This window comes from Paraburkholderia dinghuensis, from assembly GCF_003837865.1.
Lineage (GTDB): Bacteria > Pseudomonadota > Gammaproteobacteria > Burkholderiales > Burkholderiaceae > Paraburkholderia > Paraburkholderia dinghuensis.
Map to the genome: position 1 here is coordinate 66,389 of NZ_RQIS01000004.1, position 24,021 is coordinate 90,409.

Consider the following 24,021-nt stretch of genomic DNA (forward strand, 5'->3'; position numbering starts at 1 on the left):
CGCCAATGCAAAGCGTCCCGCGAACCGGCCCGGCCACTAAGGCCGGTGGTTGCGCGGGACGTGAGACCGCTGCGGTGGCGCCGCCGCTTACTGCTGCGGCTGCTGCGGCTTGTTGGAGAGCGCGAGACGCAACAGATCGGCGACCGTGTTGACGTTCAGCTTCTCCATGATGTTCGCGCGGTGCGCTTCGACGGTCTTGATGCTGATGCCGAGATCGTCGGCGATCTGCTTGTTCAGACGGCCTGCGATGATGCGCTCGAGCACCTGGTGCTCGCGCGCAGTCAGTTTGCCGAGGCGCTCGGCGGCAGCGCGCTGCTGCTGAACGTTGCTGCTCTCGCTGCGGGCCTTGTCGAGCATGCGCTCGACCAGCTTGCGCAGCTCTGCTTCGTCGAACGGCTTTTCGATGAAGTCCATCGCGCCTTTCTTCATCGTCGAGACGGCCATCGGCACGTCGCCGTGACCCGTCACGAAGATGATCGGCAGCGCGGCGTTCTCGGCGATCAGGCGCTCTTGCAGTTCGAGCCCGCTCATGCCCGACATCCGTACATCCAGAATGAGGCAAGCGATCTGCCCGGCTTGTTGCGCCGGCTGGTACGTCTCGATGAACTCTTCCGCGCTGTTGAAGCACTGCACACGGTAGCCGTTCGCTTCGAGCAGCCAGCGCAGGGAGTCTCGTACTGCCTCATCGTCGTCGACAACAAAGACAGTTTCCTGAGTGGTGACTGGGCTGTTCATGGCTCTCCCGTAACGGTTGTTGGAGTCGGTTCTTCGGTGCCGTCGCGTGACGGTGTATCCGCTTCGCCGATCGGCAGACTGCAATGGAACGTGGCACCGCTGATGTGGCCGTCGGCTTCGACGTTGTTCACCACCCACAGGCGCCCGCGGTGCGATTCGATGATCGAACGGCAAATGTTCAGCCCCATGCCCATGCCATCGGACTTGGTGCTGTAGAACGGTTCGAAGAGGCGTTCGGCCGTGGCTTCGTCCACGCCGGGGCCCTGGTCCACGACGCTGATGCACACATTGCCGCCATCGCGTTTCACGACGACGCGGATCACCGGATCCATCGCGTTCGGACGCGCTTCGGCCATGGCTTCGGCGGCGTTCTTCAAAAGATTGACGAGCACCTGCTCGATCAGCACCGGATCGACATAGATCACAGGCATGCGCGAGCGCATGTCGGTCACGATGCGGATGCGGCGCTTGCGCGCTTCGATTTCGGCGAGGCCCACGGCGTCGGCGACGATATCGGCGACGCGCGTGGCCTGGCGCTTCGGTTCGGAGCGCTTCACGAACTCGCGGATGCGCTTGATGATCATGCCCGCGCGCACGGCCTGCTGGGCCGTTTTCTCGAGTACCGGCAGCAGGTTCTCGGGTGCGGCGCGGCCAGACTTCACGAGCGCTACAGTGCCTGACGCATAGTTGTTGATCGCGGCGAGCGGCTGGTTCAGCTCGTGCGCGAGCGACGACGCCATTTCGCCCATCGTCATCAGGCGGCTCGTGAACTGCAGCTTTTCATCCTGCTGGCGGGCGAGTTCCTGGGCCTGCTTGCGCGTGGTGATGTCGGTTGCGATCTGCATCTGCGCGAGGTGGCCGTCCACCCACTGGATGTACTGGCGCCGCACTTCGAACCACTTCTGGATGCTCTCTACGTACACTTCCTGCGCGTCGGCGGTGCTCTCGGTGAGCGCCGCGGCGGGCAGGCCCGCGAAGGCGTCGACCATGTCGATCGAGTCCGACGACGCGTTCGCCGAATCGAATCCGCCACCGCCCGCCAGTTCCAGATGGCCGTCCGGACGGATGCCGAACAGGTGGCGGTAGTAGCGGTTCGCGAACAGCAGTTCGGCTTCGTCGGCGGCGAGCACGGACACGGCGGCGTCGAGGCTCTCCAGCACCGTGGTGAAGCGCTCGTGCGCGGCGGCGAGTTCCTCGCGGGCGCGCTTCGGTTCGGTGATGTCCGTCATCGACGACATCCAGCCGGTTTGACGGCCCGAACTGTCGATGAGCGGAGAGACATAAAGTCGCGCATGGAACTGCGAGCCGTCCTTGCGTCGCACGCGCAATTCGAACCCGGAGGAGGGCGCCTTGCCGCGCAATGTCATATCGAGCTGACGCTGCATTTCCGGGTACGCGTCGCGCGGCCAGTACGGGAACGGCGGGTTCTTGCCGACGAGGTCGCTTTCGTCCCACCCGGTCATGCGACAAAACGCGGGGTTCACGTGCGTGATGCGGCCGTGCATGTCGAGCACGCGCATGCCGATCAGCACCGAGTTTTCCATCGCGCGGCGGAAGAACGCTTCCGCATAGAGCGCCTGCTGCGCCTCGAAACGCTGGCGCGTGTGTTTCCACAGGCTCCAGAGGCTCCACAGCACGAAGCACGACAGACCCGCAACCAGCCACACGAGCGTGTTGTTCGTGAAGTTGGTCATCTGCGGGTACGAATACACGCGCACGGAGAGGCCCTGGCCCGGCGGGTCGAGCGGCAGGTCGTAGTACACGTCACGCGGCAAACGCGGACGCGTCGAGGTGGTGGCGAGTTCGCGATTATTCGCGTCGATGATCGAGATCTTGTACTTGGCCGACAGCTCGGGCGGGATGTCGTGCTTCAGGATGCCTTCGATCGAGAACACGGCCGCGATCGAGCCAAGAAATTCGCGGTCGCGGTATACAGGTGTCTGCAGCGTGATGTACCCGTTGCCGAGATCGTCGTAAATGATCGGCGAATAGACCTGGCGACGCGTCGCCCGTGCCTCGGCGAAAGCGGCCTTGACCGCTTCATCCATCTGCTGGTCGCTTGGCTTCGCGAGCCGCTGGCCGAACATTGGCATGGCCGTGCTCGGCCAGCGCGGTTGTTCGTCGCTCGTATACCAGTTCAGGTAGAGGATCTCGGGATGCCCTTGCATGATGTCCGTGGTGGACACCTGGAACGACTTCGGGTCGGCGTGGCCGGCGGCGATGTCTCGCGCGAGCGCCTGCAGCTGTTCTTGCGCGCCCGTCATCGAAAGGCGGATCTGCTGCTGGGCCCACGCGACATTGCGGTACAGCGTGTCTTCCTGCTGCTGCTGCTCGCGGCGGTTGAGGCTCCACAGGATCAGGCTCATGACGACCAGGAACACCAGGATCGACAGGAGCGGCGTGAGCAAATAGGAATTGGACCACCAGGGTCCGTGGTGCCAGCGAGACGGCGACGAGTCGCCGGGCGAACCGGGCGGCCGCGCCGAGCGTGCGAAAAGCCGTTCGGTCAACATGGCAAGGATTGTAGCTCAGCGTAAGACACGGAATTGCCGGTAAAAAAACGATAAATGGGCGATAAACGGGCGCAAACTGGCCGTTATCGCGGCAGGTTCGCGAACTATTCAGCGTGCACTGCAACATTTTTTCATATTATAAAATTACATCTCGCCATTCGAAAATTTTGTTGCGCAAGGCCGCAGGGGGTCATTACAATCGCCCGAAAGTTACTGCGGTTGGCCCTGGCTCGTGTCGGGCAAGTCGCCCGCATGGTCCGATCAACAGCGTTCCCTAGATCAGGAGACGAGCATGTCCGCTGTACCCGACGAAGTCCTGAAGTACGTAGCCGCCGACAAGGACGAAGATCCCCAGGAAACCGCCGAATGGCTTGAAGCACTGGACGGCGTCATCTCGACGGTCGGTCCCGACCGCGCCCACTATTTGATCGAAAAGCAGATCGAGTTCGCCCGCGTGCATGGCGAGCATCTGCCGTTCTCGGCGAACACGCCGTACATCAACACCATCCCGGTCGCCAATCAGGTACAGAATCCCGGCGACCAGGACATCGAACACCGCATCCGCTCGTACACGCGCTGGAACGCCATGGCGATGGTGCTGCGCGCCGGCAAGCACACGAACGTCGGCGGCCACATCGCTTCGTTCGCCTCGGCCGCGACGCTCTATGACGTCGGCTACAACCACTTCTGGCGTGCGCCGTCCGCGGAACACGGCGGCGATCTCATTTTCGTGCAAGGCCACTCGTCGCCGGGCGTCTACTCGCGCGCGTTCCTGCTCGGCCGCCTGACGGTCAAGCAGCTCGACAACTTCCGTCAGGAAGTGGGCGGCGAGGGCATCCCGTCGTATCCGCACCCGTGGCTGATGCCGGACTTCTGGCAATTCCCGACCGTCTCGATGGGCCTCGGCCCGATCATGGCGATCTACCAGGCGCGCTTCATGAAGTACCTGCATGCGCGCGGCATCGCCAAGACCGAAGGCCGCAAGGTCTGGGCCTTCCTCGGCGACGGCGAGACCGACGAGCCGGAATCGCTCGGCGCGATCGGCATGGCCGGCCGCGAGCGTCTCGACAACCTCGTGTTTGTCATCAACTGTAACCTGCAGCGTCTTGACGGCCCGGTGCGCGGCAACGGCAAGATCATCCAGGAACTGGAAGGCGAATTCCGCGGCGCGGGCTGGAACGTCATCAAGGTCATCTGGGGCAGCCGCTGGGACGCGCTGTTCGCACGCGACAAATCGGGCGCGCTGATGCGCCGCATGATGGACGTCGTCGACGGCGAGTACCAGACGTACAAGTCGGAGTCGGGCGCCTACGTGCGCGAGCACTTCTTCAACTCGCCGGAACTGAAGGCGCTCGTCGCCGACTGGTCCGACGACGACATCTGGAACCTGAACCGCGGCGGCCATGATCCGCACAAGATCTACGCGGCCTTCCAGCAAGCCAGCAACGCCAAGGGCCAACCGACCGTCATCCTCGCGAAGACGATCAAGGGCTACGGCATGGGCGAAGCCGGCCAGGCGATGAATATCACCCACCAGCAGAAGAAGATGCAGGTGGATCAGCTCAAGAAGTTCCGCGACCAGTTCCGTCTGCCGATTACCGACGAACAGATCGTCGACGTGCCTTACCTCACGTTCGAGGAAGGGTCGAAGGAACTCGAGTACATGCGCCAGCGCCGCATGGACCTCGGCGGCTACCTGCCTGCGCGCCGCCAGAAGGCGGAGTCGCTGCCGGTGCCGGCGCTCGACGCATTCGAGCCGCTGCTCAAGGGCTCGGGCGAAGGCCGCGAGATCTCGACGACGATGGCGTTCGTGCGGATCCTGAACATCCTGCTGAAGGACAAGGCGCTCGGCAAGCGCGTCGTGCCGATCGTGCCGGACGAGTCGCGTACCTTCGGCATGGAAGGTCTCTTCCGCCAGATCGGTATCTGGAACCAGGACGGCCAGAAGTACGTGCCGGAAGACTCCGACCAGCTGATGTTCTACAAGGAATCGCAGACCGGCCAGATCCTGCAGGAAGGCATCAACGAAGCCGGCGGCATGGCCGACTGGATCGCCGCCGCGACGTCGTACTCGACGCACGGCGAGATCATGGTGCCGTTCTACATCTTCTACTCGATGTTCGGCATGCAGCGCATCGGCGACCTCGTGTGGGCGGCCGGTGACATGCGTTCGCGCGGCTTCCTGCTGGGCGGCACGGCGGGCCGTACGACGCTGAACGGCGAAGGCCTGCAGCACGAAGACGGCCACTCGCTGATGTGGGCCGCTTCCGTGCCGAACTGCGTGAGCTACGATCCGACGTTCGGCTATGAACTCGCCGTGATCATGCAGGATGGTCTGCGCCGCATGGTGCAGGACCAGGAAGACGTGTTCTATTACGTCACGGTGATGAACGAGAACTACGAGCACCCGGCGATTCCGCAGGGCGAGCAGGTAGCGGCGGACATCATCAAGGGCATGTACGCGTTCCGCAAGGCCGACGCGAACTCGAAGAATCCGCGCGTGCAACTGATGGGCGCGGGCACGATCCTGAACGAAGTGATCGCCGCCGCCGACATGCTCAAGAACGAGTGGGGCGTCGAAGCCGATATCTGGAGCGTGCCGAGCTTCACGGAACTCGCGCGCGAAGGCCACGAAATCGAGCGCTGGAACCTGCTGCATCCGGGCGAGCCGCGTCGCGAATCGCACGTCGAGAAGCTGCTCAAGGACACGCAAGGTCCGGTCATTGCGTCGACCGACTATGTGCGTGCGCTCGTCGACCAGATCCGCGGCCTCGTTCCGCGCAAGTTCGTGGTGCTCGGCACCGACGGTTTCGGCCGTTCGGATACACGTGAAAAGCTGCGTCACTTCTTCGAAGTCGATCGTTACTGGACGACGGTTGCGGCGCTTAACGCGCTCGCGGACGAAGGCAAGATCGAGCGCAAGGTCGTAGCCGACGCCATTGCGAAGTACAACCTCGATCCGTCCAAACCCAACCCGATGACCGTCTAACGCATCACCCCTCGCGCATCGCATGTGCGGCCTCCCCGAAGCGGGGAGGCCTCTCGCATGCGGCCCCGGAGACACAACAATGAGTCAAGCGATCGAAGTGAAGGTGCCGGACATCGGCGATTACAAGGACATTCCTGTGATCGAGGTGCTGGTCAAGGCGGGTGATACCGTCGAAAAAGAGCAGTCGCTCATCACGCTGGAGTCCGACAAGGCGACCATGGACGTGCCGAGCCCCGCATCGGGCACGGTCAAGGAAGTGCGAGTCAAGGTAGGCGATAACGTGTCGGAAGGCGTGCTCGTCCTCGTGCTGGATGGTGCAGGCGATGCCGCCGCGCCTGCACCGGCTGCGGCGCCCGCTGCAGCACCCGCACCCGCTGCACCTGCAGCAGCCGCTACCGGCGGCGGTGTACAAACGGTCAAGGTGCCGGACATCGGCGATTACAAGGGCGTGCCGGTCATCGAAATCGCCGTGAAGGTGGGCGACCGCGTCGAGAAGGAGCAGTCGCTCGTCACGCTGGAGTCCGACAAGGCGACCATGGACGTGCCGAGCCCGCTGGCCGGCGTCGTCAAGGAAATCCTCGTCAAGGTCGGCGATGAAGTTTCCGAAGGCACGGGCATCCTCGTGATCGAGGCCGAAGCGGCAGGCGCTCCCGCCGCCGCACCCGCGCCGAAGCACCCGGTCGAAGTGCCGGCGGACGCACCTGTGCCCCCAGCGGCCAGTCCCGCGGTTGCCGCACCATCGGCACTGGCGCAGGCGCCGATCATTCCGGCAGGTGAAGGCGGTACGCGCCGTCCGAGCCATGCGTCGCCGTCGGTGCGCAAGTTCGCTCGTGTACTGGGCGTCGACGTGTCGCGCGTGCAAGGTACGGGTCCGAAGGGCCGCATTACCCAGGACGACGTCACCACGTTCGTGAAGGGCGTCATGACGGGCGCGCTGGCCGCGCCGGCTGCCGCGGGCGCACCGGCTGGCGGCGCGGGCGGCGAGCTGAACCTGCTGCCCTGGCCGAAGGTCGATTTCACGAAGTTCGGTCCGATCGATCCGAAGCCGCTCTCGCGCATCAAGAAGATCTCGGGCGCGAACCTGCACCGCAACTGGGTCATGATCCCGCACGTCACGAACAACGACGAAGCGGACATCACCGACCTCGAAGCGCTGCGCGTGCAGCTGAACAAGGAAAACGAGAAGTCGGGCGTGAAGTTCACGATGCTCGCGTTCGTCATCAAGGCCTGCGTCGGGGCGCTGAAGAAATTCCCGACTTTCAATGCGAGCCTCGACGGCGACAATCTCGTCTTCAAGCAGTACTACCACGTCGGTTTCGCCGCCGACACGCCGAACGGTCTCGTCGTCCCGGTGATCCGCGATGCGGACAAGAAGGGTCTCGTCGATATCGCGAAGGAAATGGCCGAACTCTCGAAGCTCGCGCGTGAAGGCAAGCTCAAGCCCGACCAGATGCAGGGCGGCTGCTTCTCGATCTCGTCGCTTGGCGGCATCGGTGGCACGAACTTCACGCCGATCATCAACGCGCCGGAAGTGGCCATTCTCGGCCTGTCGCGTAGCGCGATGAAGCCGGTGTGGGACGGCAAGCAGTTCGTGCCGCGCCTCACGCTGCCCCTGTCGCTGTCGTATGACCATCGTGTGATCGACGGCGCGGAAGCCGCACGCTTTAACGCGTACCTCGTCTCGATCCTCGGCGATTTCCGCCGCGTGATCCTGTAAAGCCGCTTCGCTGACCGGCTGGCCGCCCACTGCGCGGGGCGGCCAGCCGGTCGCTTCCGTCGATCTAGCAAAGTAATGGGACCGCAGTAAGCGCTAAAGCTGACTGCGGTCGACACAAGGGGACACCATGAGTCTCGTCGAAGTGAAAGTGCCGGACATCGGCGACTTCAAGGACATCGATGTCATCGAGGTCAATATCAAGGCCGGCGACGTCATCGAAAAAGAACAGACGCTGCTCGCGCTCGAGTCGGACAAGGCCACGATGGAAGTGCCGAGCGACGTCGCGGGCACCGTCAAGGAAGTGAAGATCAAGCAGGGCGACAAGGTCTCGCAAGGCACCGTGATCGCGCTGGTTGAGGTTTCCGCTGGTGCCGCTGCGGGCGCAGCTGCACCGGCTCCCAAGGCCGAAGCGCCGAAGCAGGAAGCACCGAAGGCCGCGGCACCTGCACCTGCGGCGGGCAGCTACAGCGGTGGGGCCGACATCGAATGCGACATGCTCGTGCTGGGCGCCGGCCCCGGCGGTTACTCGGCTGCATTCCGCGCGGCCGATCTCGGCATGAAGACCGTGCTGGTCGAGCGGTATTCGACACTCGGTGGCGTGTGCCTGAACGTGGGTTGCATTCCGTCGAAGGCGCTTCTGCATACAGCGCTCGTTGTTGAGGAAGCCGAAGCACTGGCCGCGCACGGCATCACGTTCGGCAAGCCGCAAGTCGATCTCGACAAACTCCGCGACTTCAAGTCCGGCGTCGTCAAGAAACTGACGAGCGGTCTCGCGGGCATGGCGAAGGCGCGCAAGGTCGAGGTCGTGACCGGCCTCGGTTCGTTCGTCGATCCGCACCACATGGAAGTCGTGGGCGAGGGCGGCAAGAAGGTCGTGAAGTTCGCGCAGGCGATCATCGCGGCCGGGTCGCAGGCGGTGAAGCTGCCGTTCATGCCCGAAGACCCGCGCGTGGTCGATTCGACCGGCGCGCTCGAACTGCGCCAGATCCCGCAGAAGATGCTCGTGATCGGCGGCGGCATCATCGGCCTCGAAATGGCGACGGTCTATTCGACGCTCGGCGCGCAGATCGACGTCGTGGAAATGCTCGACGGCCTGATGTACGGTGCGGACCGCGATCTAGTGAAGGTCTGGGAGAAGTACAACGCGAATCGCTTCGCGAACGTCATGCTCAAAACGAGGACGACGAAGGCCGAGGCGAAAGCCGACGGCATCTACGTCACGTTCGAAGGCGAGAAGGCGCCCGCCGAGCCGCAGCGCTATGACCTCGTGCTGGTCGCCGTCGGACGCTCGCCCAACGGCAAGAAAATCGGCGCTGACAAGGCCGGCGTCGCGGTAACCGATCGCGGTTTCATCGACGTCGACAAGCAGATGCGCACTAACGTGCCGCACATCTTCGCGATCGGCGACGTCGTCGGGCAGCCGATGCTCGCGCACAAGGCCGTGCATGAAGGCCACGTGGCGGCGGAAGCGGCGCATGGCGAGAAGGCGTACTTCGACGCGCTGCAGATTCCGTCGGTGGCCTACACCGATCCGGAAGTCGCCTGGGCCGGCAAGACCGAAGACCAGTGCAAGGCCGAAGGCATCAAGTACGGCAAGGCGGTGTTCCCGTGGGCCGCATCGGGCCGTGCGATCGCCAACGGCCGCGACGAAGGCTTCACGAAGCTGCTCTTCGACGAAGAGACGCATCGCGTGATCGGTGGGGGCATTGTCGGCCTGAACGCAGGCGATCTCATCAGCGAAGTCTGTCTCGCCGTCGAGATGGGCGCGGACGCGGAGGACATCGGCAAGACGATCCATCCGCACCCGACGCTGGGCGAATCGATCGGCATGGCCGCCGAACTGTACGAAGGCGTCTGCACGGACCTGCCGCCGCAAAAGAAGAAGTAAGCGCGCTTTGCTGTGAGCAAATGGAAACGGCGCACCCCGCGAGGGGTGCGCCGTTTTGTCATGGGTTCCGCAGGTGTGCTGCGAGAGGGCGCCCGCGTGCAAAAAATTCCCGGCCACTTGAGACCGGGCAAGCGGCATGCCGTTCGCCGGCATGCCGGAGCGTCAGGTCCAGCGCGTCGGCGCGCGCCACCTTACTCGCGCGCACCCGCCCTCGGCACAACCAGACGTTAAACGGTCTTCTTGGCCGTAGCGGCAGCCGAGCGCGATGCTTGCGCGGCGGCCTTGCTGGCGGCAGCGGTGGCTGCGTTGAAATTGCTTTCGGCCATTTCCACGGCTTGCTTCGTGGCCTTTTGAACCGTTTCGTACGTCGTGTTGGCCGCGTTGATCGCGGACTTGATCACAGCGACAGCCGTCTCGGAACCTGCCGGGGCGTTTTTCGCGACGTTGTCGACGAGCGACTGCACCTTGCGGTTCTGCTCTTCATAGTGCGCTTCGGCGACCTTCGCGAATTCGGCTTGCGTGGCCGAGGCGATTTCGTAGACGTGACGGCCATACGAGAGCACCTTTTCAGCCAGCGGCTGGGCATAGCCCGCTTGCAGGGCCAGCAATTCCTGCGCGTCCTTCGCGGACAGCGCGCGCTGTGCGTGCTCTTGCGTTTCCGCCAGATTCGAGCGAACGGCCTGAAGGTTCAATTCGACGAGTTTTTCCACACCCTCGAACGCCTTGCTGGTCAGACCAAAGAGGGTTTCGAGATTGGCTTTCTGGGCAGCGGCGAATTGCTCAGGGGTCAGCAGACTCATATTTACGCTCCTGGATTGATGACGGGCCGTCTGATGCGGTCCGTGTAAGTAAGAGGCAAGACTCAGGTGGTCTGATGCGAGCTTTGTGCGTCGCAACATTGGTACCGATTGTAGGATGGTGTCAAAGAAAGTCAAGCGCTATTTGTGCGTCGCACAATGTCAATAATTTGTTATTAAACAGATGCTTATGCCCGCTGATTGGGGCTCGATCGCTGCGCTTCGACGGGCGTAACAGGTGACATCATGGATCGCAATCGGCAAAATCCCGCTGCATCTGGCAAGATGTGTTTGCTCTCCAACTGATAGACCTGTGTAGGAATTGCGGTGTACTAGTGAGGGATTATCCTTAATGCGTGCACCAAATTACGGGATAGCGCGTTAAGGACCCATCGCAGTCGAAAAAGAATCCTCGAGGCGATCGTTCCCCGGTATTTTTTCCCGAAGTCAAGTTTGACCCCGCCGGTGCCGTTAACTCCGTGCAAACGAAGACGGTGCCGTGCCGGAAGGGTGGTCCGGTATTGCGATTGCAGTTTTGCATCGGGTATTTGAAGGCTATCGGTTGCTTAAATCGGAGGTCAGACTTCGGTTTAATGAGCACAGATAAGTGCTTCAATTTGCGTAATTTTCGTTGTTTTACTACACTTGGCGAACGTTCCTGTCGCTCCATCCAGAACACCAATGAAATCGGACAAGCTCCTGTCGTTCAAACTGATGCACGGTGCGATTGCCAGCACCGTGCTGTCGGTGGCTGTCTCCCTGGCGATCAGTGCAACGATTGCTGCGCCCATGAGCGCCTTCGCTGCAACGCAAGATGGCACGGCAGCCAAAACCACGAAGGCGAAAAAAGCCACCAAAAAGGTGGCGCCCGCTTCGGCGCCCGCCGCGGCAACGGCGCCGGCCAAGGTCTCTCAGAAGTCTGCTAAAGCGCCGGGCGCTGTCGCGTCCGGTGAGGACGCAGCGCGTCCGGTCACGAAGAAAAAGCGCGTGGCCTACACGATGACCGGCCACCACCACACGGCGATGCGCCGTGTCACGTTCGAGCCGCGTCAGCCCAGCGTCGGCCAGGCGTTCGGCCTGCACGAATCGCCGGACGCGCTGGCGCTGCGCTCGGGCGTTGCCTACGTCGTCGACCAGAACACGCTCGAACCGCTTTTCGACAAGAACTCGCACGCCGTCGTGCCGATCGCCTCGATCTCGAAGCTGATGACCGCAATGGTCGTGCTCGATTCGAAGGAACCGCTCACGGATCAGATCGAAGTCTCGGACGAAGACCGCGACTACGAGAAGAACACCGGTTCGCGTCTCGCTGTGGGGTCGGTGCTGACGCGCGAGGACATGCTGCACATCGCGCTGATGGCGTCGGAGAACCGCGCCGCGGCGGCGCTTTCCCGTTTCTATCCGGGTGGCCGTCCGGCGTTCATCGCCGCGATGAACGCCAAGGCGAAGCAACTCGGCATGACGGATACGCACTTCGAGAACTCGACGGGCCTTTCCAGCCAGAACGTCTCGAGCGCACGCGATCTCGTGAAGATGGCCAATGCCGCGTACCAGTACCCGATGATCCGCAAGTTCTCGACGGACCACAGCTACGACGTGTACACGGGCAAGCGCACGATTGCCTACAACAGCACGAATGCGCTGGTTCGCAATCCGTCGTGGGACATCGGTCTGCAAAAGACTGGCTTCATCAACGAAGCGGGTGAATGCCTCGTGATGCAGGCGACCATTCGCAACCGTCCGGTGATCATGGTGCTGCTCGATTCGAGCGGCAAATACTCGCGCTTTGCGGACGCGTCGCGCGTGCGCGCGTGGCTCGACGCCGGCGGCGCCGACCAGCAGCCGCGTATCACGAGTGCAGACGCGGGCGGCCCGGGAACCTGATCGTCCTGAGCTTGTCTCCAATGCGAAACGCCCCGTTATTGCGGGGCGTTTGCTTTTTTGCAGTCGATGCGCGACGCAGCGCTTACGCAGTCTGCGAGGCGCCCTCGGCGGGCTCAGGGTGGTAGCCGAGCGATTCAGAGATGACCAGCGCGGTTTTGCTGAGCTGGCCGAGCCACGAATCCTGCAGGCGGTCGGCGGGCGCCGACAGCGAGAGTCCTGCGACCAGCTTGCCGGTGTCGTCGTAGATGCCGGCCGCGATGCAGCGCACACCCAATTCCAGTTCCTCGTTATCGCGCGCACACGACTGCTGGCGCACGTGAGCCAGTTCGCGCTCGAGGCGGCTAAGGTCGGTAATGCTGTTGCGCGTGTGACCCGAGAGGCCAGTGCGCGTGGCGTAAGCGCGTACGCGGTTGGCTTCGTCGGCGGCGAGAAAGAGCTTGCCGACCGATGTCAGATGCAGCGGCGCACGTCCGCCGATCGCCCGCACGACCTGCATACCCGAACGCTCCGAGTAGGCCCGCTCGATGTAGACGATCTCGTCGCCCTGGCGCACCGACAGATTCACGGTCTGGCCGGTGAGGCGGTGCAGCTCGCGCATCGGAGTGAGCGCGGCGTCACGTACCGAGAGGCGCGCTTTCACAAGATTGCCGAGTTCCAGCAGACGCATGCCGAGCCGGTAGGTGCCCGGATCTGAGCGATCGACGAGCCGACAGCTCACCATGTCGTTGAGGATTCGGTGTGCAGTGGAGGGATGGAGTTCGGTGCGCTGCGCCAGTTCCTTGAGGCTGACTGGATCGGTGTGCGCGGCGAGTGCGTCCAGCAGGCGCATCATCCGCTCGATCACCTGAATGGACGTCTTCTGATCGGGCGTGTTGCCACTTTCGCTCATGGGTTCGTATTCGGTTGACGCGTGAAGCGGAAGCCCATTGTATCTCGTATCGTGAAAAAGGGAAGCGCCAGGCGGCCCTTTATGCTGCTGCGCGTCATCACGGACGGCCTGCAACGATGCGTTGGTAACGTGCGCGAAACGTCGGATAATCGGGGACGGTTTAAGAGAGGAGCCGCCATGCGAGTGGGTTTGTTCGTCACCTGTCTGATCGACACAATGCGTCCCGAGATCGGTTTTTCGACGATCAAGCTGCTGGAGCAGGCCGGCTACGAAGTGGAGGTGCCGTCTGCCCAGACCTGTTGCGGGCAGCCCGCCTACAACTCCGGCGAGCGCCCGCTCGCCCGCGATCTCGCCGAGAAAACGCTGCGCGAATTCGAGCAGTTCGACTACGTTGTGGTGCCGTCGGGTTCGTGTGGCGGCATGATCCGCGTGCACTACGGCGATCTGTTCCGCGACGACCCCGAACTCATGAGCCGCTACGGCAAGCTGCGCGAGCGCGTCTACGAACTGACCGACTTCCTCGTCAACGTCGCGAAGGTGTCGTTGCCGCCCGGTGAATTCCATGGGCCGGTCACCTATCACGATTCCTGCTCGGGCTTGCGCGAGCTTGGTGTGAAGGCCCAGCCGCGCGCGCTGCTCGCGCAGCGCGGCGTCGAAGTCCGCGAGATGAAGGACTGCGAGCATTGTTGTGGCTTCGGCGGGACCTTCGCGGTGAAGTACGGGGCGATTTCGACCGCCATCGCGGACGAGAAATGCGCGAATGTGCGGGCGAGCGGCACGGGCGCGGTCGTGCTCGGCGATCTCGGCTGCATGCTGAATATCGAAGGGCGCTTGCGCAGGACCGGCGATACCGCGACGCGCGTGCTCCATATCGCCCAGGTGCTGGCGGGCGACGTCTGACGCGCCACCGCTGCATAAGTCTGCCATTGAGCGTGCCATTTTCGCCGCGGTCTAACGCCCAGGATCCCAAGCCATGCAAGTCCAGTCGATGCACTTCAAGGCGCGCGCCGGCCAGAAGCTGGCGGACCAGCGCCTCCAGCAGAACCTCACAAAGCTATCGACGAAGTTCGTCTCCGCGCGCGCCGAGGCGATCACGGCGATCGACTTCTCCGCGACGCGTGCCGCGCTAAAGGCGCGGCGCAATCGTGCGCTGGAGAACCTCGACGTCTGGCTGGAGCAGTTCGAAGCCGAGGCGACGCGGCGCGGCGTCACGGTGCTCTACGCCGAGACAGCGCGCGATGCGGCGCGGCTCGTTGCCGATATCGCTCGCAAGCACGACGTGCGCAAGGTCATCAAGACTAAGTCGATGGTGTCCGAGGAGATGCGGCTGAACACGGTGCTCGAAGAGATGGGCGTCCAGTCGATCGAGACCGACCTCGGCGAATACATTCTGCAGATCAACAACAACGAACCGCCGAGCCACATCATTGCGCCCGTCGTCCACAAGGACAAGGACGAGATCGCCGATCTCTTCGCGAAGACGCACCATAAGCCGCGCCTGACCGAGATCCCCGACATGACCCGCGAGGCGCGCGAGATGCTGCGGCCGCATTTCCTGTCGGCGGACATGGGCGTGACAGGCGGCAACTTCGTCATCGCGGAAACGGGCTCCGTCGTGCTGGTCACGAACGAGGGCAACGAGGGCATGTGCACGGTGATGCCGCGTGTGCATGTTGCGGTGACCGGGATCGAGAAGGTGCTGCCGACGCTGGAGGATCTCGCGACGGCCATGCGCCTGTTGCCACGCTCGGCGACGGGGCAGGCAACCTCCAACTATTTTTCCGTGCTGACCGGGCCGCGTGGCAAGGACGATCGGGATGGCCCGGAGCATATGTATGTGGTGCTCGTCGACGGCGGCCGCACGGGGCTGATCGGCGGGGAGTTCCAGGAGATGCTGCGATGCATTCGCTGCGGCGCCTGCATGAACCACTGTCCCGTCTACCAGAAGGTCGGCGGGCACACTTACGGATGGGTCTATCCGGGGCCGATGGGGTCCGTGCTGACGCCCAGCTACGTCGGTCTCGACAAGGCGCTCGATCTGCCGCAGGCCGCCACGCTTTGCGGCGAGTGCAACAGCGTCTGTCCGGTCGGAATCCCGCTCTCCGATCTGCTGCGCAAGCTGCGCGAGAAACAGACGGAGCGGCACCTGCGACCATGGCGCGAGCGCGCGGCGCTGGCCGTCTGGGGCTGGCTCGCGCTCAATCCGGGCGTGTATGCGCTGATGACGAAGCTCGGTGTGCGCGTGCTGGAACGTATGGGCGGGCAGGCGCGGCTGATCCACAGGCTGCCGTTCGCACGCGGCTGGACCGACGGACGCGACATGCCCGCGCCGGTCGGCCGGACGTTTCGCGAGTTGTACGCCGCGCGGCACACGCACCTCGACACGACGGGGCGTCGGTCGCAAGCAGGCTGAGCAAGATTTTTCAAGCCTTCCAGGCGCACTGTTTAATCTGGAGCAACAGTGTGTTTGGCGTGACCGGGTTTTTCCTGATTGTGGATGTCTATATCATTTCGACTGGCGATAGTGTGTCCCGCGCGATCGCACCCCAGTCGAGAGATCCGCATCATGAAAAGGAAAATATTGGTGTACTGGCCCCTGGCCCTGATCGTGCCGTTGGCGACGATTGCATGGATACACGCGTGGCAATCCGCCCAGCAGACGATGCCGCTCGCCGCTGGCGAGCTGACCGCCGAACTGGCTCGCGCCGTGTCATATGGCCTCGTCGGCAGCGAAGGGAAGGTGTCCGTCGGGGCGACTCGCGCTGACGTGCCACGTTCGATCTGACGGATGGGCTTTGTATAATCGCGCCCGGAATCGATCTGCGCGACGCTTCGCGCGCCATCCCTCGACACGATGAAAAACGTTTCAGTTTGTTTCGTCTGCCTCGGCAACATCTGCCGCTCACCCACGGCTGAGGCCGTGATGTTGCGTCTGGTCGAGGAGGCGGGGCTTGCTGAACACATCGGCGTCGATTCGGCGGGCACCGGGGACTGGCACATCGGCGAGGCGCCCGATGCGCGTGCCCAGCGCGCCGGCGGTCGGCGCGGGTACGATCTGACGCCCCTGCGTGCGCGTCAGATCCGCGCAGACGACTTTCAGCGCTTCGATTTCGTCGTCGCGATGGACGATGCGAACGTGAGCGCGCTGCAGGATGTGTGTCCTGCGTCGATGCGTCACAAGATCCGTCTCCTGATGGAATTCGCTCCGCAGCTGGACACGCTCGTGGTCGCGGACCCTTATTTCGGCGGCGAGGCTGGCTTCGAGACAGTGCTCGATCAGTGCGAGGCTGCCTGCGCCGGACTTCTCGCGGCGATGCGCGGCCACCTGGCTGACTAGCGCGAGCGGGGAATGGCGCACGCACACCCCATTTCACGTTTTGCGGCGTTTTTGGGTATTCGTAGCCCACTTATTAACCCAAATAACGTCCCGGGTACTTGACTAAAATACTCATGTATTTATACTTGACGAAAATTGTCGAGAATTGTTGTCCCCAAACATCATGAGACTCACCACGAAAGGCCGTTTCGCCGTCACGGCGATGATTGACCTGGCACTGCGCCAGGAGCAGGGCCCGGTGACGCTTGCGGGTATCAGCCAGCGCCAGCACATTTCGTTGTCTTACCTCGAACAGCTGTTCGGTAAGCTGCGCCGTCATGAAATCGTCGAATCGGTCCGCGGACCGGGCGGCGGCTACAACCTCGCGCGCCGCGCCGAGGATGTGACGGTGGCGGACATCATCATTGCCGTCGACGAGCCGCTCGACGCCACGCAGTGCGGTGGCAAGGGCTCCTGCGAAGGCACCAAGCAGAACGACGGCCACTGCATGACGCACGAACTCTGGTCCACGCTGAACCAGAAGATGGTCGAGTACCTCGATTCCGTGTCGCTCAAGGATCTGGTGGAGAAGCAGCGCGAGCGCGACGGCGCCGCGCCCTCCGTGCTGCGCGACCGCCGCGCGGATACGCCCGCCCACGATCCGGTGCGCCCCGTCCCGCTGGGCCCGAACTCGATATTCAACATGGCCGGTTCATGATCGCGGATCACGGCCAGCGCAATACACAAAGCAGCACACAGAATTTCCGGAGCGATAGATGAAAAACGACATTCCCCACCTGCCCATTTATATGGACTACAGCGCGACGACGCCCGTCGACCCGCGCGTGGTGGACAAGATGATTCCGTATCTGCGCGAGCAATTCGGCAATCCGGCGTCGCGCAGCCACGCTTACGGCTGGGATGCGGAGCGTGCCGTCGAAGAGGCGCGCGAGCAGGTCGCCGCGCTCGTGAACGCCGATCCGCGCGAAATCATCTGGACTTCCGGCGCGACCGAATCGGACAACCTCGCGATCAAGGGTGCCGCGCACTTCTACAAGAGCAAGGGCAAGCACATCGTCACGGTGAAGACCGAGCACAAGGCCGTGCTCGACACCTGCCGCGAACTCGAGCGCGAAGGCTATGACGTGACGTATCTCGACGTGCTCGACAACGGCCTGATCGACCTCGACGTGTTCAAGGCCGCGCTGCGTCCCGACACGATTCTCGTTTCCGTCATGCACGTGAACAACGAGATCGGCGTGATTCAGGACATCGACGCGATTGGTGAGATCTGCCGCGAGAAGGGCATCATTTTCCACGTCGACGCAGCGCAATCGACGGGCAAGGCGCCCATCGACCTGCAAAAGCTCAAGGTCGACCTGATGTCGTTCTCGGCGCACAAGACCTATGGCCCGAAGGGTATCGGCGCGCTCTACGTGCGACGCAAGCCGCGCGTGCGCATCGAGGCTCAGATGCACGGTGGCGGTCACGAGCGCGGGATGCGCTCGGGCACGCTGGCCACGCACCAGATCGTCGGCATGGGCGAGGCGTTCCGCATCGCGCACGAAGAAATGGCGACGGAAAACGAGCGTATCCGCATGTTGCGCGACAAGCTGCTGAACGGCCTGAAGGAAATCGAAGAAACCTACGTGAACGGCGACATGGAACAGCGTGTCCCGCACAACCTGAACATCAGCTTCAACTTCGTCGAAGGCGAGTCGATGATCATGGCGGTGAAGGACGTGGCGGTGTCGTCGGGTTCGGCGTGCACGTCGGCTTCGCTTGAGCCGTCGTATGTGCTGCGCGCGCTCGGCCGCAACGACGAACTGGCTCACAGCTCGATCCGTTTCACGGTGGGCCGCTTCACGACCGAAGAAGAAGTCGACTTTGTGATCAACCTGCTGAAGACGAAGATCGCCAAGCTGCGCGAACTCTCGCCGCTGTGGGAGATGCACCAGGACGGCATCGACCTGTCGACCATCCACTGGGCCGCGCACTGAGCGCGCGAGACTGAAAGCCGATACGGCCGCAGCGCAATCGCGACTAGACGCATGCAGCGCGGCCAACGAATAGAAGGAGTGTGATCATGGCATATAGCGAAAAGGTTCTGGACCACTACGAAAACCCGCGTAACGTTGGCTCGTTCGCGAAGGACGACGACGCGGTCGGTACTGGCATGGTCGGCGCGCCGGCCTGCGGCGACGTGATGAAGCTGCAGATTCGCGTGGGCACGGACGGCGTCATCGAAGACGCGAAGTTCAAGACTTACGGTTGCGGTTCGGCGATCGCATCGAGTTCGCTCGTGACCGAGTGGGTCAAGGGCAAGACGCTTGATCAGGCACTCGCGATCAAGAACACGCATATCGCGGAAGAGCTCGCGTTGCCGCCGGTGAAGATTCACTGCTCGATTCTCGCGGAAGACGCGATCAAGGCGGCGGTGGCCGATTATCGCCAGCGTCATACGGATCAAGTGGACGCGGCGTAAGCGAGACGCGTGCTCGCGCATGGCAGGGGCGCAGCGGACGGAACACCGTCCGCTGCGGGGTTACGACTTTGAATGCAGGCAAGGGTTGCGCAGCGGCGCGAAGGGACGGCGGGTCCGGACCTTACGGCGCGATGGCGCGGCGATGACGCTATGGCAATTACGTTGACGGAAAAAGCAGCACAGCACGTGCAGAAATACCTGGTGCGGCGTGGCAAGGGCGTGGGCCTGCGTCTCGGCGTGCGCACGACGGGCTGTTCGGGGCTTGCATACAAGCTCGAGTACGTGGATGAACTCGCGCCCGAGGACAACGTGTTCGAGAGTCATGGCGTGAAGGTCATCGTCGATCCGAAGAGTCTTTCGTACATCGACGGCACGCAACTCGACTTCGTGCGCGAAGGGCTCAACGAAGGCTTCAGATTCAATAATCCGAACGTAAAGGACGAGTGCGGCTGCGGCGAGTCCTTTCGCGTTTGAGCCCGCGCGATGCGGTGAAAAGGCGGCCTGTGCCGCCTTTTTGACTTTTGATGGGATGCGCGCGGCGCGCCCGATGGAGCCCCGCCGGGGCAGCATAATTCGATGACTTCGCTTTCCTCGCTCTCCGATAGCCACTTCGTCCTGTTCGGTCTGCCCGAGCAGTTCGCGACCGACGCCAGCGCGCTCGATCACGCGTATCGCACGGTGCAGTCGCAGGTACATCCCGACCGCTTCGCTGCGGCCGGTGACGCGCAAAAGCGCATTGCGATGCAGTGGGCCACGCGCGCGAACGAGGCGTATCAGACGCTGCGCGATCCGCTCAAGCGTGCGAAGTACCTGCTGCATCTGCGCGGTATCGACGTCGGTGCCGAGAACAACACGGCGATGGAGCCTGCGTTCCTGATGCAGCAGATGGAGTGGCGCGAAGCGATCGAGGATGCAGTCGACGCGAAGAACATCGATGCGCTCGACGCGCTTGCAGTGGAACTGCGCGACGATGAGCGCGCCCGCTTCGTGAAGCTTGCGGCGCTGCTCGATAGCGGCTCGAACCAGCCGGCGGCCGAGGCGGTGCGCCAGTTGATGTTCATCGAGCGCGTGGCGGGCGAGATCGACGCGAAGATCGAGCGGCTCGAAGGCTGAACACGGGACTGAATGCAGCGCTTGCCGGCCAGTGTGGCGGGCAGGGCGTCAACACGGATTAGAAGGGCCGCGAGGCCCGTACAAGATTACTCAGATGGCTTTACTGCAAATCTCTGAACCCGGCATGGCGCCGGCGCCGCATCAGCGGCGGCTGGCGGTCGGCATCGACCTCGGCACGACGAACTCGCTGGTTGCCGCCGTGCGCAGCGGCGTGCCCGACGTGTTGCCCGACGAGGCCGGCCACGTACTGCTGCCGTCCGTTGTCCGCTATCTCGCGAACGGCGGCCGCCGCATCGGCCGCACGGCGAAGGCGGAAGCGGCCACCGATCCACGCAACACGATCGTCTCGGTCAAGCGCTTCATGGGCCGCGGTAAAACCGACGTCGAAGGTGCGGCGAACGCGCCGTACGAATTCGTCGACGCGCCGGGCATGGTGCAGATCCAGACCGTCGACGGTGTGAAGAGCCCTGTCGAAGTATCGGCGGAAATTCTCGCGACACTGCGTCAGCGCGCCGAAGACACGCTCGGCGACGAACTCGTGGGCGCTGTCATCACAGTGCCTGCGTATTTCGACGAGCCGCAGCGTCAGGCGACGAAGGACGCCGCGCGCCTCGCCGGTCTCAACGTCCTGCGCCTCCTGAACGAACCGACTGCGGCGGCGATCGCCTACGGCCTCGACAACGGCTCGGAAGGTCTCTACGCGGTCTATGACCTCGGCGGTGGCACATTCGACCTGTCGATCCTCAAGCTCACGAAGGGTGTGTTCGAAGTGCTCGCGGCGGGCGGCGATTCGGCACTCGGCGGCGACGACTTCGATCACGCGCTCTACGCGTGGGTGCTGGAGCAGGCCGGTATCGAACCGGCGACGCTCGCGCCCGAAGACGTGCGTCTCATGCTCGATCGCGTGCGCGACGCCAAGGAAGCGCTCTCGTCGGCGGCCGAGGCGCGTGTTGAGGTCACGCTCTCGAACGGCACGCAGATCGCGCTGACGATCGATGAGCCGCGTTTCGAAGCCCTCACGCAAACGCTCGTGCAACGCACGCTCATGCCGACGAAGAAGGCGCTGCGCGACGCAAAGGTCCCGGTTGCGGACGTGAAAGGCGTGGTGCTGGTGGGCGGCGCGACGCGCATGCCGGTGATTCGCCGCGCGGTCGAGCAGTTCTTCGGCAAGACGCCGCTTACGAATCTGGACCCCGATCAGGTCGTCGCGCTTGGCGCTGCGATCCAGGCCGATCTGCTCGCGGGCAATCGTGGCGGGGAGGACGACTGGCTGCTGCTCGACGTGATCCCGCTGTCGCTCGGCGTGGAAACGATGGGCGGCCTCGTCGAGAAGATCATCCCGCGCAATTCGACGATTCCCGTCGCACGCGCGCAGGACTTCACGACGTTCAAGGACGGCCAGACCGCGATGGCGATCCACGTCGTGCAGGGCGAGCGCGAACTCGTCTCCGACTGCCGCTCGCTCGCACGCTTCGAGCTGCGCGGGATTCCGCCGATGGCGGCGGGCGCGGCGCGCATCCGCGTGACCTACCAGGTCGACGCCGACGGTCTGCTTTCCGTGTTCGCGCGCGAGCAGCATTCGGGCGTCGAGGCGTCGGTGGTGGTGAAGCCGTCCTACGGCCTCGCCGACGACGACATCGCGAAGATGCTCGAAGACAGCTTCAAGACCGCCGACATCGACATGCGCGCCCGGGCGCTGCGCGAAGCGCAGGTGGAGGCCGAGCGCATCATCGAGGCGACCGGAGCGGCACTTGCCGCCGACGGCGAATTGCTCGACGCCGACGAGCGCAAAGAGGTGGACGCCCTGATCGACGCGCTGCGCGCGATTGCGCAAGGCGAGGACACGGACGCGATCGAAACGGCGACGAAAGCGCTCTCCGAGGGCACCGACGAGTTCGCCGCGCGCCGCATGAATAAGGGCATCAAACGGGCGCTGGCGGGCAAGCGGCTCGACGAAATCGGCTGAACGCAACGCGACAGCAGGGATATAAGCGCCGGGCGAGGAAGTTTTGCACACCGCGGCGTGTGCGTGCTTTCCCGATTCAGGAAAGCACGCGGCGAAAGTAGAATGGGCGCAGGCCTCCGTCTGGGACGGCGGCACAGCGCCCGGTAAGAACGTTATTGGTTACGGAATTCACAATGACTCAAATCGTGGTGCTGCCCCATGTCGAACTGTGCCCGGAGGGCGCGGTGATCGAAGCAAAGCCGGGCGAGAGTGTGTGCGACGCGCTGCTGGAACACGGCATCGAGATCGAGCATGCATGCGAAAAATCGTGCGCCTGCACGACCTGTCACGTGATCGTGCGGGAAGGCTTCAACGGACTCGAACCGTCCGAGGAAGACGAGGACGACCTGCTCGACAAGGCGTGGGGTCTGGAGCCGACTTCGCGTCTGTCGTGTCAGGCGCTCGTGCCGGACGAGGGCGACCTGGTGATCGAGATTCCGCGTTACTCGATCAATCACGCGAAGGAAAACCACTAAGCGCAAAGAGGAGCGTGCCGAAATGAAATGGACCGATGTGCAGGACATCGCGATAGCGTTGACGGATACCCATCCGGAAGTCGATCCGCAGTACGTGCGCTTCACCGACCTGCATCGCTGGATCACGGAGCTGGACGGTTTCGACGACAACCCCGAACACTCGAACGAGAAGATCCTGGAGGCGATCCAGGCCGCGTGGATCGAGGACGCGAGTTACTGAGTCCCTGGTCGGGCTTCAGGCTGTAAAAAAGGCGATTTACCCAACGGGCAAATCGCCTTTTTCATTGCGGCGGATTGCGCTCGCTCCGCGCTCAGGCTGCGACCAGCGTGCCGTTTTCGATACGTACGCGCTGACCTTGCTGGAACGGTGGCGCCTGATGGTAGGTGAAGTGGCGCGTCTTGCCGTCTTCCATGCGCACGCGCACCGAATAGTCCGTCGTGCTGCGGAGGTGCTTTTCGAGCGCATTGCCGCCGACGCCGCCACCGAGCGCGCCGAGCAGCGTCATCGCGACACGGCCGCCACCGGCGCCGAACTGATTGCCGACCAGGCCGCCTGCGACTGCACCGCCGACCGCGCCGATACCGGTGCCATGGCCTTCGTGCTTGACTGCGGAGATCGACACGACGGTGCCGCACGTAGCGCACGCGGCCCCGGCGGGCGGCACTTCCTGGCTCTCCTGGCTCTCCTGGCTCTCCTGGCTACCCTGGCCTTCCTGGCCCTGCTGCGCGTAAGGCTGCGGCTGCTGGCCGTATTGAGGCGGTGGCGCACCGGTCCCGGCGGCTTGCTGCTGCGCGCGTGGGTTGGCAGGCGCGTTGTTCGGCGCCATTTGCACGCTCTGGACGGCTGGCGCCGGTTGCGTCGAATCGACGACCTGCTGCGATGCCATCGTGGTCGTCTGGCCAGTCTGCGTCTGGTCGTTCTGCGACGAGGAACTGAACGCCGTTGGGAGGACGCCGGTAATGGCGGCGGTGGCCCCAAGGCTTGCGACGATGACTGCGGCAGCAGCGGTGGCGATCAGCGGATGGAGCCGACGCCGTGGTGCGATGTTCGGATCGGGCTGGTTCATGAAAGGCTCCGTCTTTGGAGGCGTGGATTTTTATAAGACAGAGTGTGAGGCAGATCGATACCCACGGCGTTTCAATTTGTAACCCACGCCGCAACCGACGCTATGGGCTCAAATAGTGCGCGATCACGCAGGATTCGGAATCGGCGC

General features: G+C 63.4%; 21 protein-coding genes. 16 read left to right on the forward strand and 5 right to left on the reverse strand.

Translation table 11 applies throughout. The features are described from left to right. Positions 1 to 87 precede the first annotated feature (87 nt). Together fixJ and fixL are read right to left on the reverse strand one after the other, a co-directional pair. Positions 88 to 735 carry an oxygen response regulator transcription factor FixJ gene (gene fixJ / locus D1Y85_RS06685; protein WP_124150268.1) on the reverse strand — a complete coding sequence of 216 codons (648 nt, stop codon included), beginning with the start codon at positions 733 to 735 and terminating at the stop codon, positions 88 to 90. Further along, positions 732 to 3,248 carry an oxygen sensor histidine kinase FixL gene (fixL, locus tag D1Y85_RS06690; RefSeq protein ID WP_124150269.1) on the reverse strand — a complete coding sequence of 839 codons (2,517 nt, stop codon included), beginning with the start codon at positions 3,246 to 3,248 and terminating at the stop codon, positions 732 to 734. Before fixL ends, fixJ begins: the two co-directional genes overlap by 4 nt. Positions 3,249 to 3,540: 292 nt before the next feature. On the opposite strand from fixL, the gene aceE reads away from it, so the two are divergent. The 3 genes from aceE (at position 3,541) to lpdA (ending at position 9,842) form a co-directional block, all read left to right on the forward strand. Next, entirely contained in the window at positions 3,541 to 6,237 is a 2,697-nt protein-coding gene (gene aceE / locus D1Y85_RS06695; RefSeq protein ID WP_124150270.1) for a pyruvate dehydrogenase (acetyl-transferring), homodimeric type, read from the forward strand. A 79-nt stretch (positions 6,238 to 6,316) separates the two neighbouring features. Further along, positions 6,317 to 7,954 (forward strand): dihydrolipoyllysine-residue acetyltransferase, encoded by a 1,638-nt coding sequence (gene aceF / locus D1Y85_RS06700; RefSeq protein WP_124150271.1) that lies wholly within the window; start codon positions 6,317 to 6,319, stop codon positions 7,952 to 7,954. 127 nt (positions 7,955 to 8,081) lie between these two features. Further along, positions 8,082 to 9,842 (forward strand): dihydrolipoyl dehydrogenase, encoded by a 1,761-nt coding sequence (gene lpdA, locus D1Y85_RS06705; protein WP_124150272.1) that lies wholly within the window; start codon positions 8,082 to 8,084, stop codon positions 9,840 to 9,842. Positions 9,843 to 10,069: 227 nt separating this feature from the next. Here lpdA and D1Y85_RS06710 read toward each other — a convergent pair whose 3' ends face one another. Beyond that, positions 10,070 to 10,642, reverse strand: a complete 573-nt coding sequence (locus tag D1Y85_RS06710; protein ID WP_124150273.1) for a phasin family protein — start codon at positions 10,640 to 10,642, stop codon at positions 10,070 to 10,072. A gap of 678 nt (positions 10,643 to 11,320) precedes the next feature. On the opposite strand from D1Y85_RS06710, the gene pbpG reads away from it, so the two are divergent. Next, positions 11,321 to 12,523 (forward strand): D-alanyl-D-alanine endopeptidase, encoded by a 1,203-nt coding sequence (gene pbpG, locus D1Y85_RS06715; RefSeq protein WP_124150274.1) that lies wholly within the window; start codon positions 11,321 to 11,323, stop codon positions 12,521 to 12,523. A gap of 82 nt (positions 12,524 to 12,605) precedes the next feature. Here pbpG and D1Y85_RS06720 read toward each other — a convergent pair whose 3' ends face one another. Next, positions 12,606 to 13,412 carry an IclR family transcriptional regulator gene (locus tag D1Y85_RS06720; protein ID WP_124150275.1) on the reverse strand — a complete coding sequence of 269 codons (807 nt, stop codon included), beginning with the start codon at positions 13,410 to 13,412 and terminating at the stop codon, positions 12,606 to 12,608. 177 nt (positions 13,413 to 13,589) lie between these two features. Here D1Y85_RS06720 and D1Y85_RS06725 point away from each other — a divergent pair, with 177 nt between their 5' ends. From D1Y85_RS06725 to iscX, 12 genes are all read left to right on the forward strand, one after another. Continuing rightward, complete coding sequence (locus D1Y85_RS06725) at positions 13,590 to 14,312, forward strand: (Fe-S)-binding protein (RefSeq protein ID WP_124150276.1); 723 nt, start codon at positions 13,590 to 13,592, stop codon at positions 14,310 to 14,312. Positions 14,313 to 14,385: 73 nt separating this feature from the next. Then, positions 14,386 to 15,825 carry a lactate utilization protein B gene (locus tag D1Y85_RS06730; protein WP_124150277.1) on the forward strand — a complete coding sequence of 480 codons (1,440 nt, stop codon included), beginning with the start codon at positions 14,386 to 14,388 and terminating at the stop codon, positions 15,823 to 15,825. 171 nt (positions 15,826 to 15,996) lie between these two features. After that, the gene (locus tag D1Y85_RS06735; protein ID WP_246024810.1) at positions 15,997 to 16,197 is read left to right on the forward strand and encodes a hypothetical protein; all 201 of its coding nucleotides are present in this window, start codon (positions 15,997 to 15,999) and stop codon (positions 16,195 to 16,197) included. A 69-nt stretch (positions 16,198 to 16,266) separates the two neighbouring features. After that, positions 16,267 to 16,749, forward strand: coding sequence for a low molecular weight protein-tyrosine-phosphatase (locus D1Y85_RS06740; protein ID WP_124150279.1), 483 nt, complete (start codon positions 16,267 to 16,269; stop codon positions 16,747 to 16,749). A gap of 163 nt (positions 16,750 to 16,912) precedes the next feature. Further along, positions 16,913 to 17,446: a Fe-S cluster assembly transcriptional regulator IscR gene (iscR, locus tag D1Y85_RS06745; RefSeq protein ID WP_124150280.1), complete on the forward strand. Its 534-nt coding sequence runs from the start codon at positions 16,913 to 16,915 to the stop codon at positions 17,444 to 17,446. Positions 17,447 to 17,504: 58 nt separating this feature from the next. Continuing rightward, positions 17,505 to 18,728 (forward strand): IscS subfamily cysteine desulfurase, encoded by a 1,224-nt coding sequence (locus D1Y85_RS06750; RefSeq protein WP_124150281.1) that lies wholly within the window; start codon positions 17,505 to 17,507, stop codon positions 18,726 to 18,728. Positions 18,729 to 18,814: 86 nt separating this feature from the next. Next, complete coding sequence (gene iscU / locus D1Y85_RS06755) at positions 18,815 to 19,213, forward strand: Fe-S cluster assembly scaffold IscU (RefSeq protein ID WP_124150282.1); 399 nt, start codon at positions 18,815 to 18,817, stop codon at positions 19,211 to 19,213. A gap of 150 nt (positions 19,214 to 19,363) precedes the next feature. Beyond that, positions 19,364 to 19,687 carry an iron-sulfur cluster assembly protein IscA gene (gene iscA / locus D1Y85_RS06760; RefSeq protein WP_124150283.1) on the forward strand — a complete coding sequence of 108 codons (324 nt, stop codon included), beginning with the start codon at positions 19,364 to 19,366 and terminating at the stop codon, positions 19,685 to 19,687. 102 nt (positions 19,688 to 19,789) lie between these two features. After that, on the forward strand, positions 19,790 to 20,326 hold the full coding sequence (hscB, locus tag D1Y85_RS06765; protein WP_124150284.1) for a Fe-S protein assembly co-chaperone HscB: 537 nt from the start codon (positions 19,790 to 19,792) through the stop codon (positions 20,324 to 20,326). Between the two features lie 94 nt (positions 20,327 to 20,420). Beyond that, the gene (hscA, locus tag D1Y85_RS06770; RefSeq protein ID WP_124150285.1) at positions 20,421 to 22,292 is read left to right on the forward strand and encodes a Fe-S protein assembly chaperone HscA; all 1,872 of its coding nucleotides are present in this window, start codon (positions 20,421 to 20,423) and stop codon (positions 22,290 to 22,292) included. A gap of 173 nt (positions 22,293 to 22,465) precedes the next feature. Continuing rightward, positions 22,466 to 22,807, forward strand: coding sequence for an ISC system 2Fe-2S type ferredoxin (fdx, locus tag D1Y85_RS06775; RefSeq protein WP_124150286.1), 342 nt, complete (start codon positions 22,466 to 22,468; stop codon positions 22,805 to 22,807). 22 nt (positions 22,808 to 22,829) lie between these two features. Further along, the gene (gene iscX / locus D1Y85_RS06780) at positions 22,830 to 23,027 is read left to right on the forward strand and encodes a Fe-S cluster assembly protein IscX (protein ID WP_124150287.1); all 198 of its coding nucleotides are present in this window, start codon (positions 22,830 to 22,832) and stop codon (positions 23,025 to 23,027) included. Between the two features lie 91 nt (positions 23,028 to 23,118). Here the strand turns inward: iscX and D1Y85_RS06785 are convergent, their stop codons facing one another. Continuing rightward, positions 23,119 to 23,874 (reverse strand): glycine zipper 2TM domain-containing protein, encoded by a 756-nt coding sequence (locus tag D1Y85_RS06785; protein WP_124150288.1) that lies wholly within the window; start codon positions 23,872 to 23,874, stop codon positions 23,119 to 23,121. Positions 23,875 to 24,021: the final 147 nt, after the last annotated feature.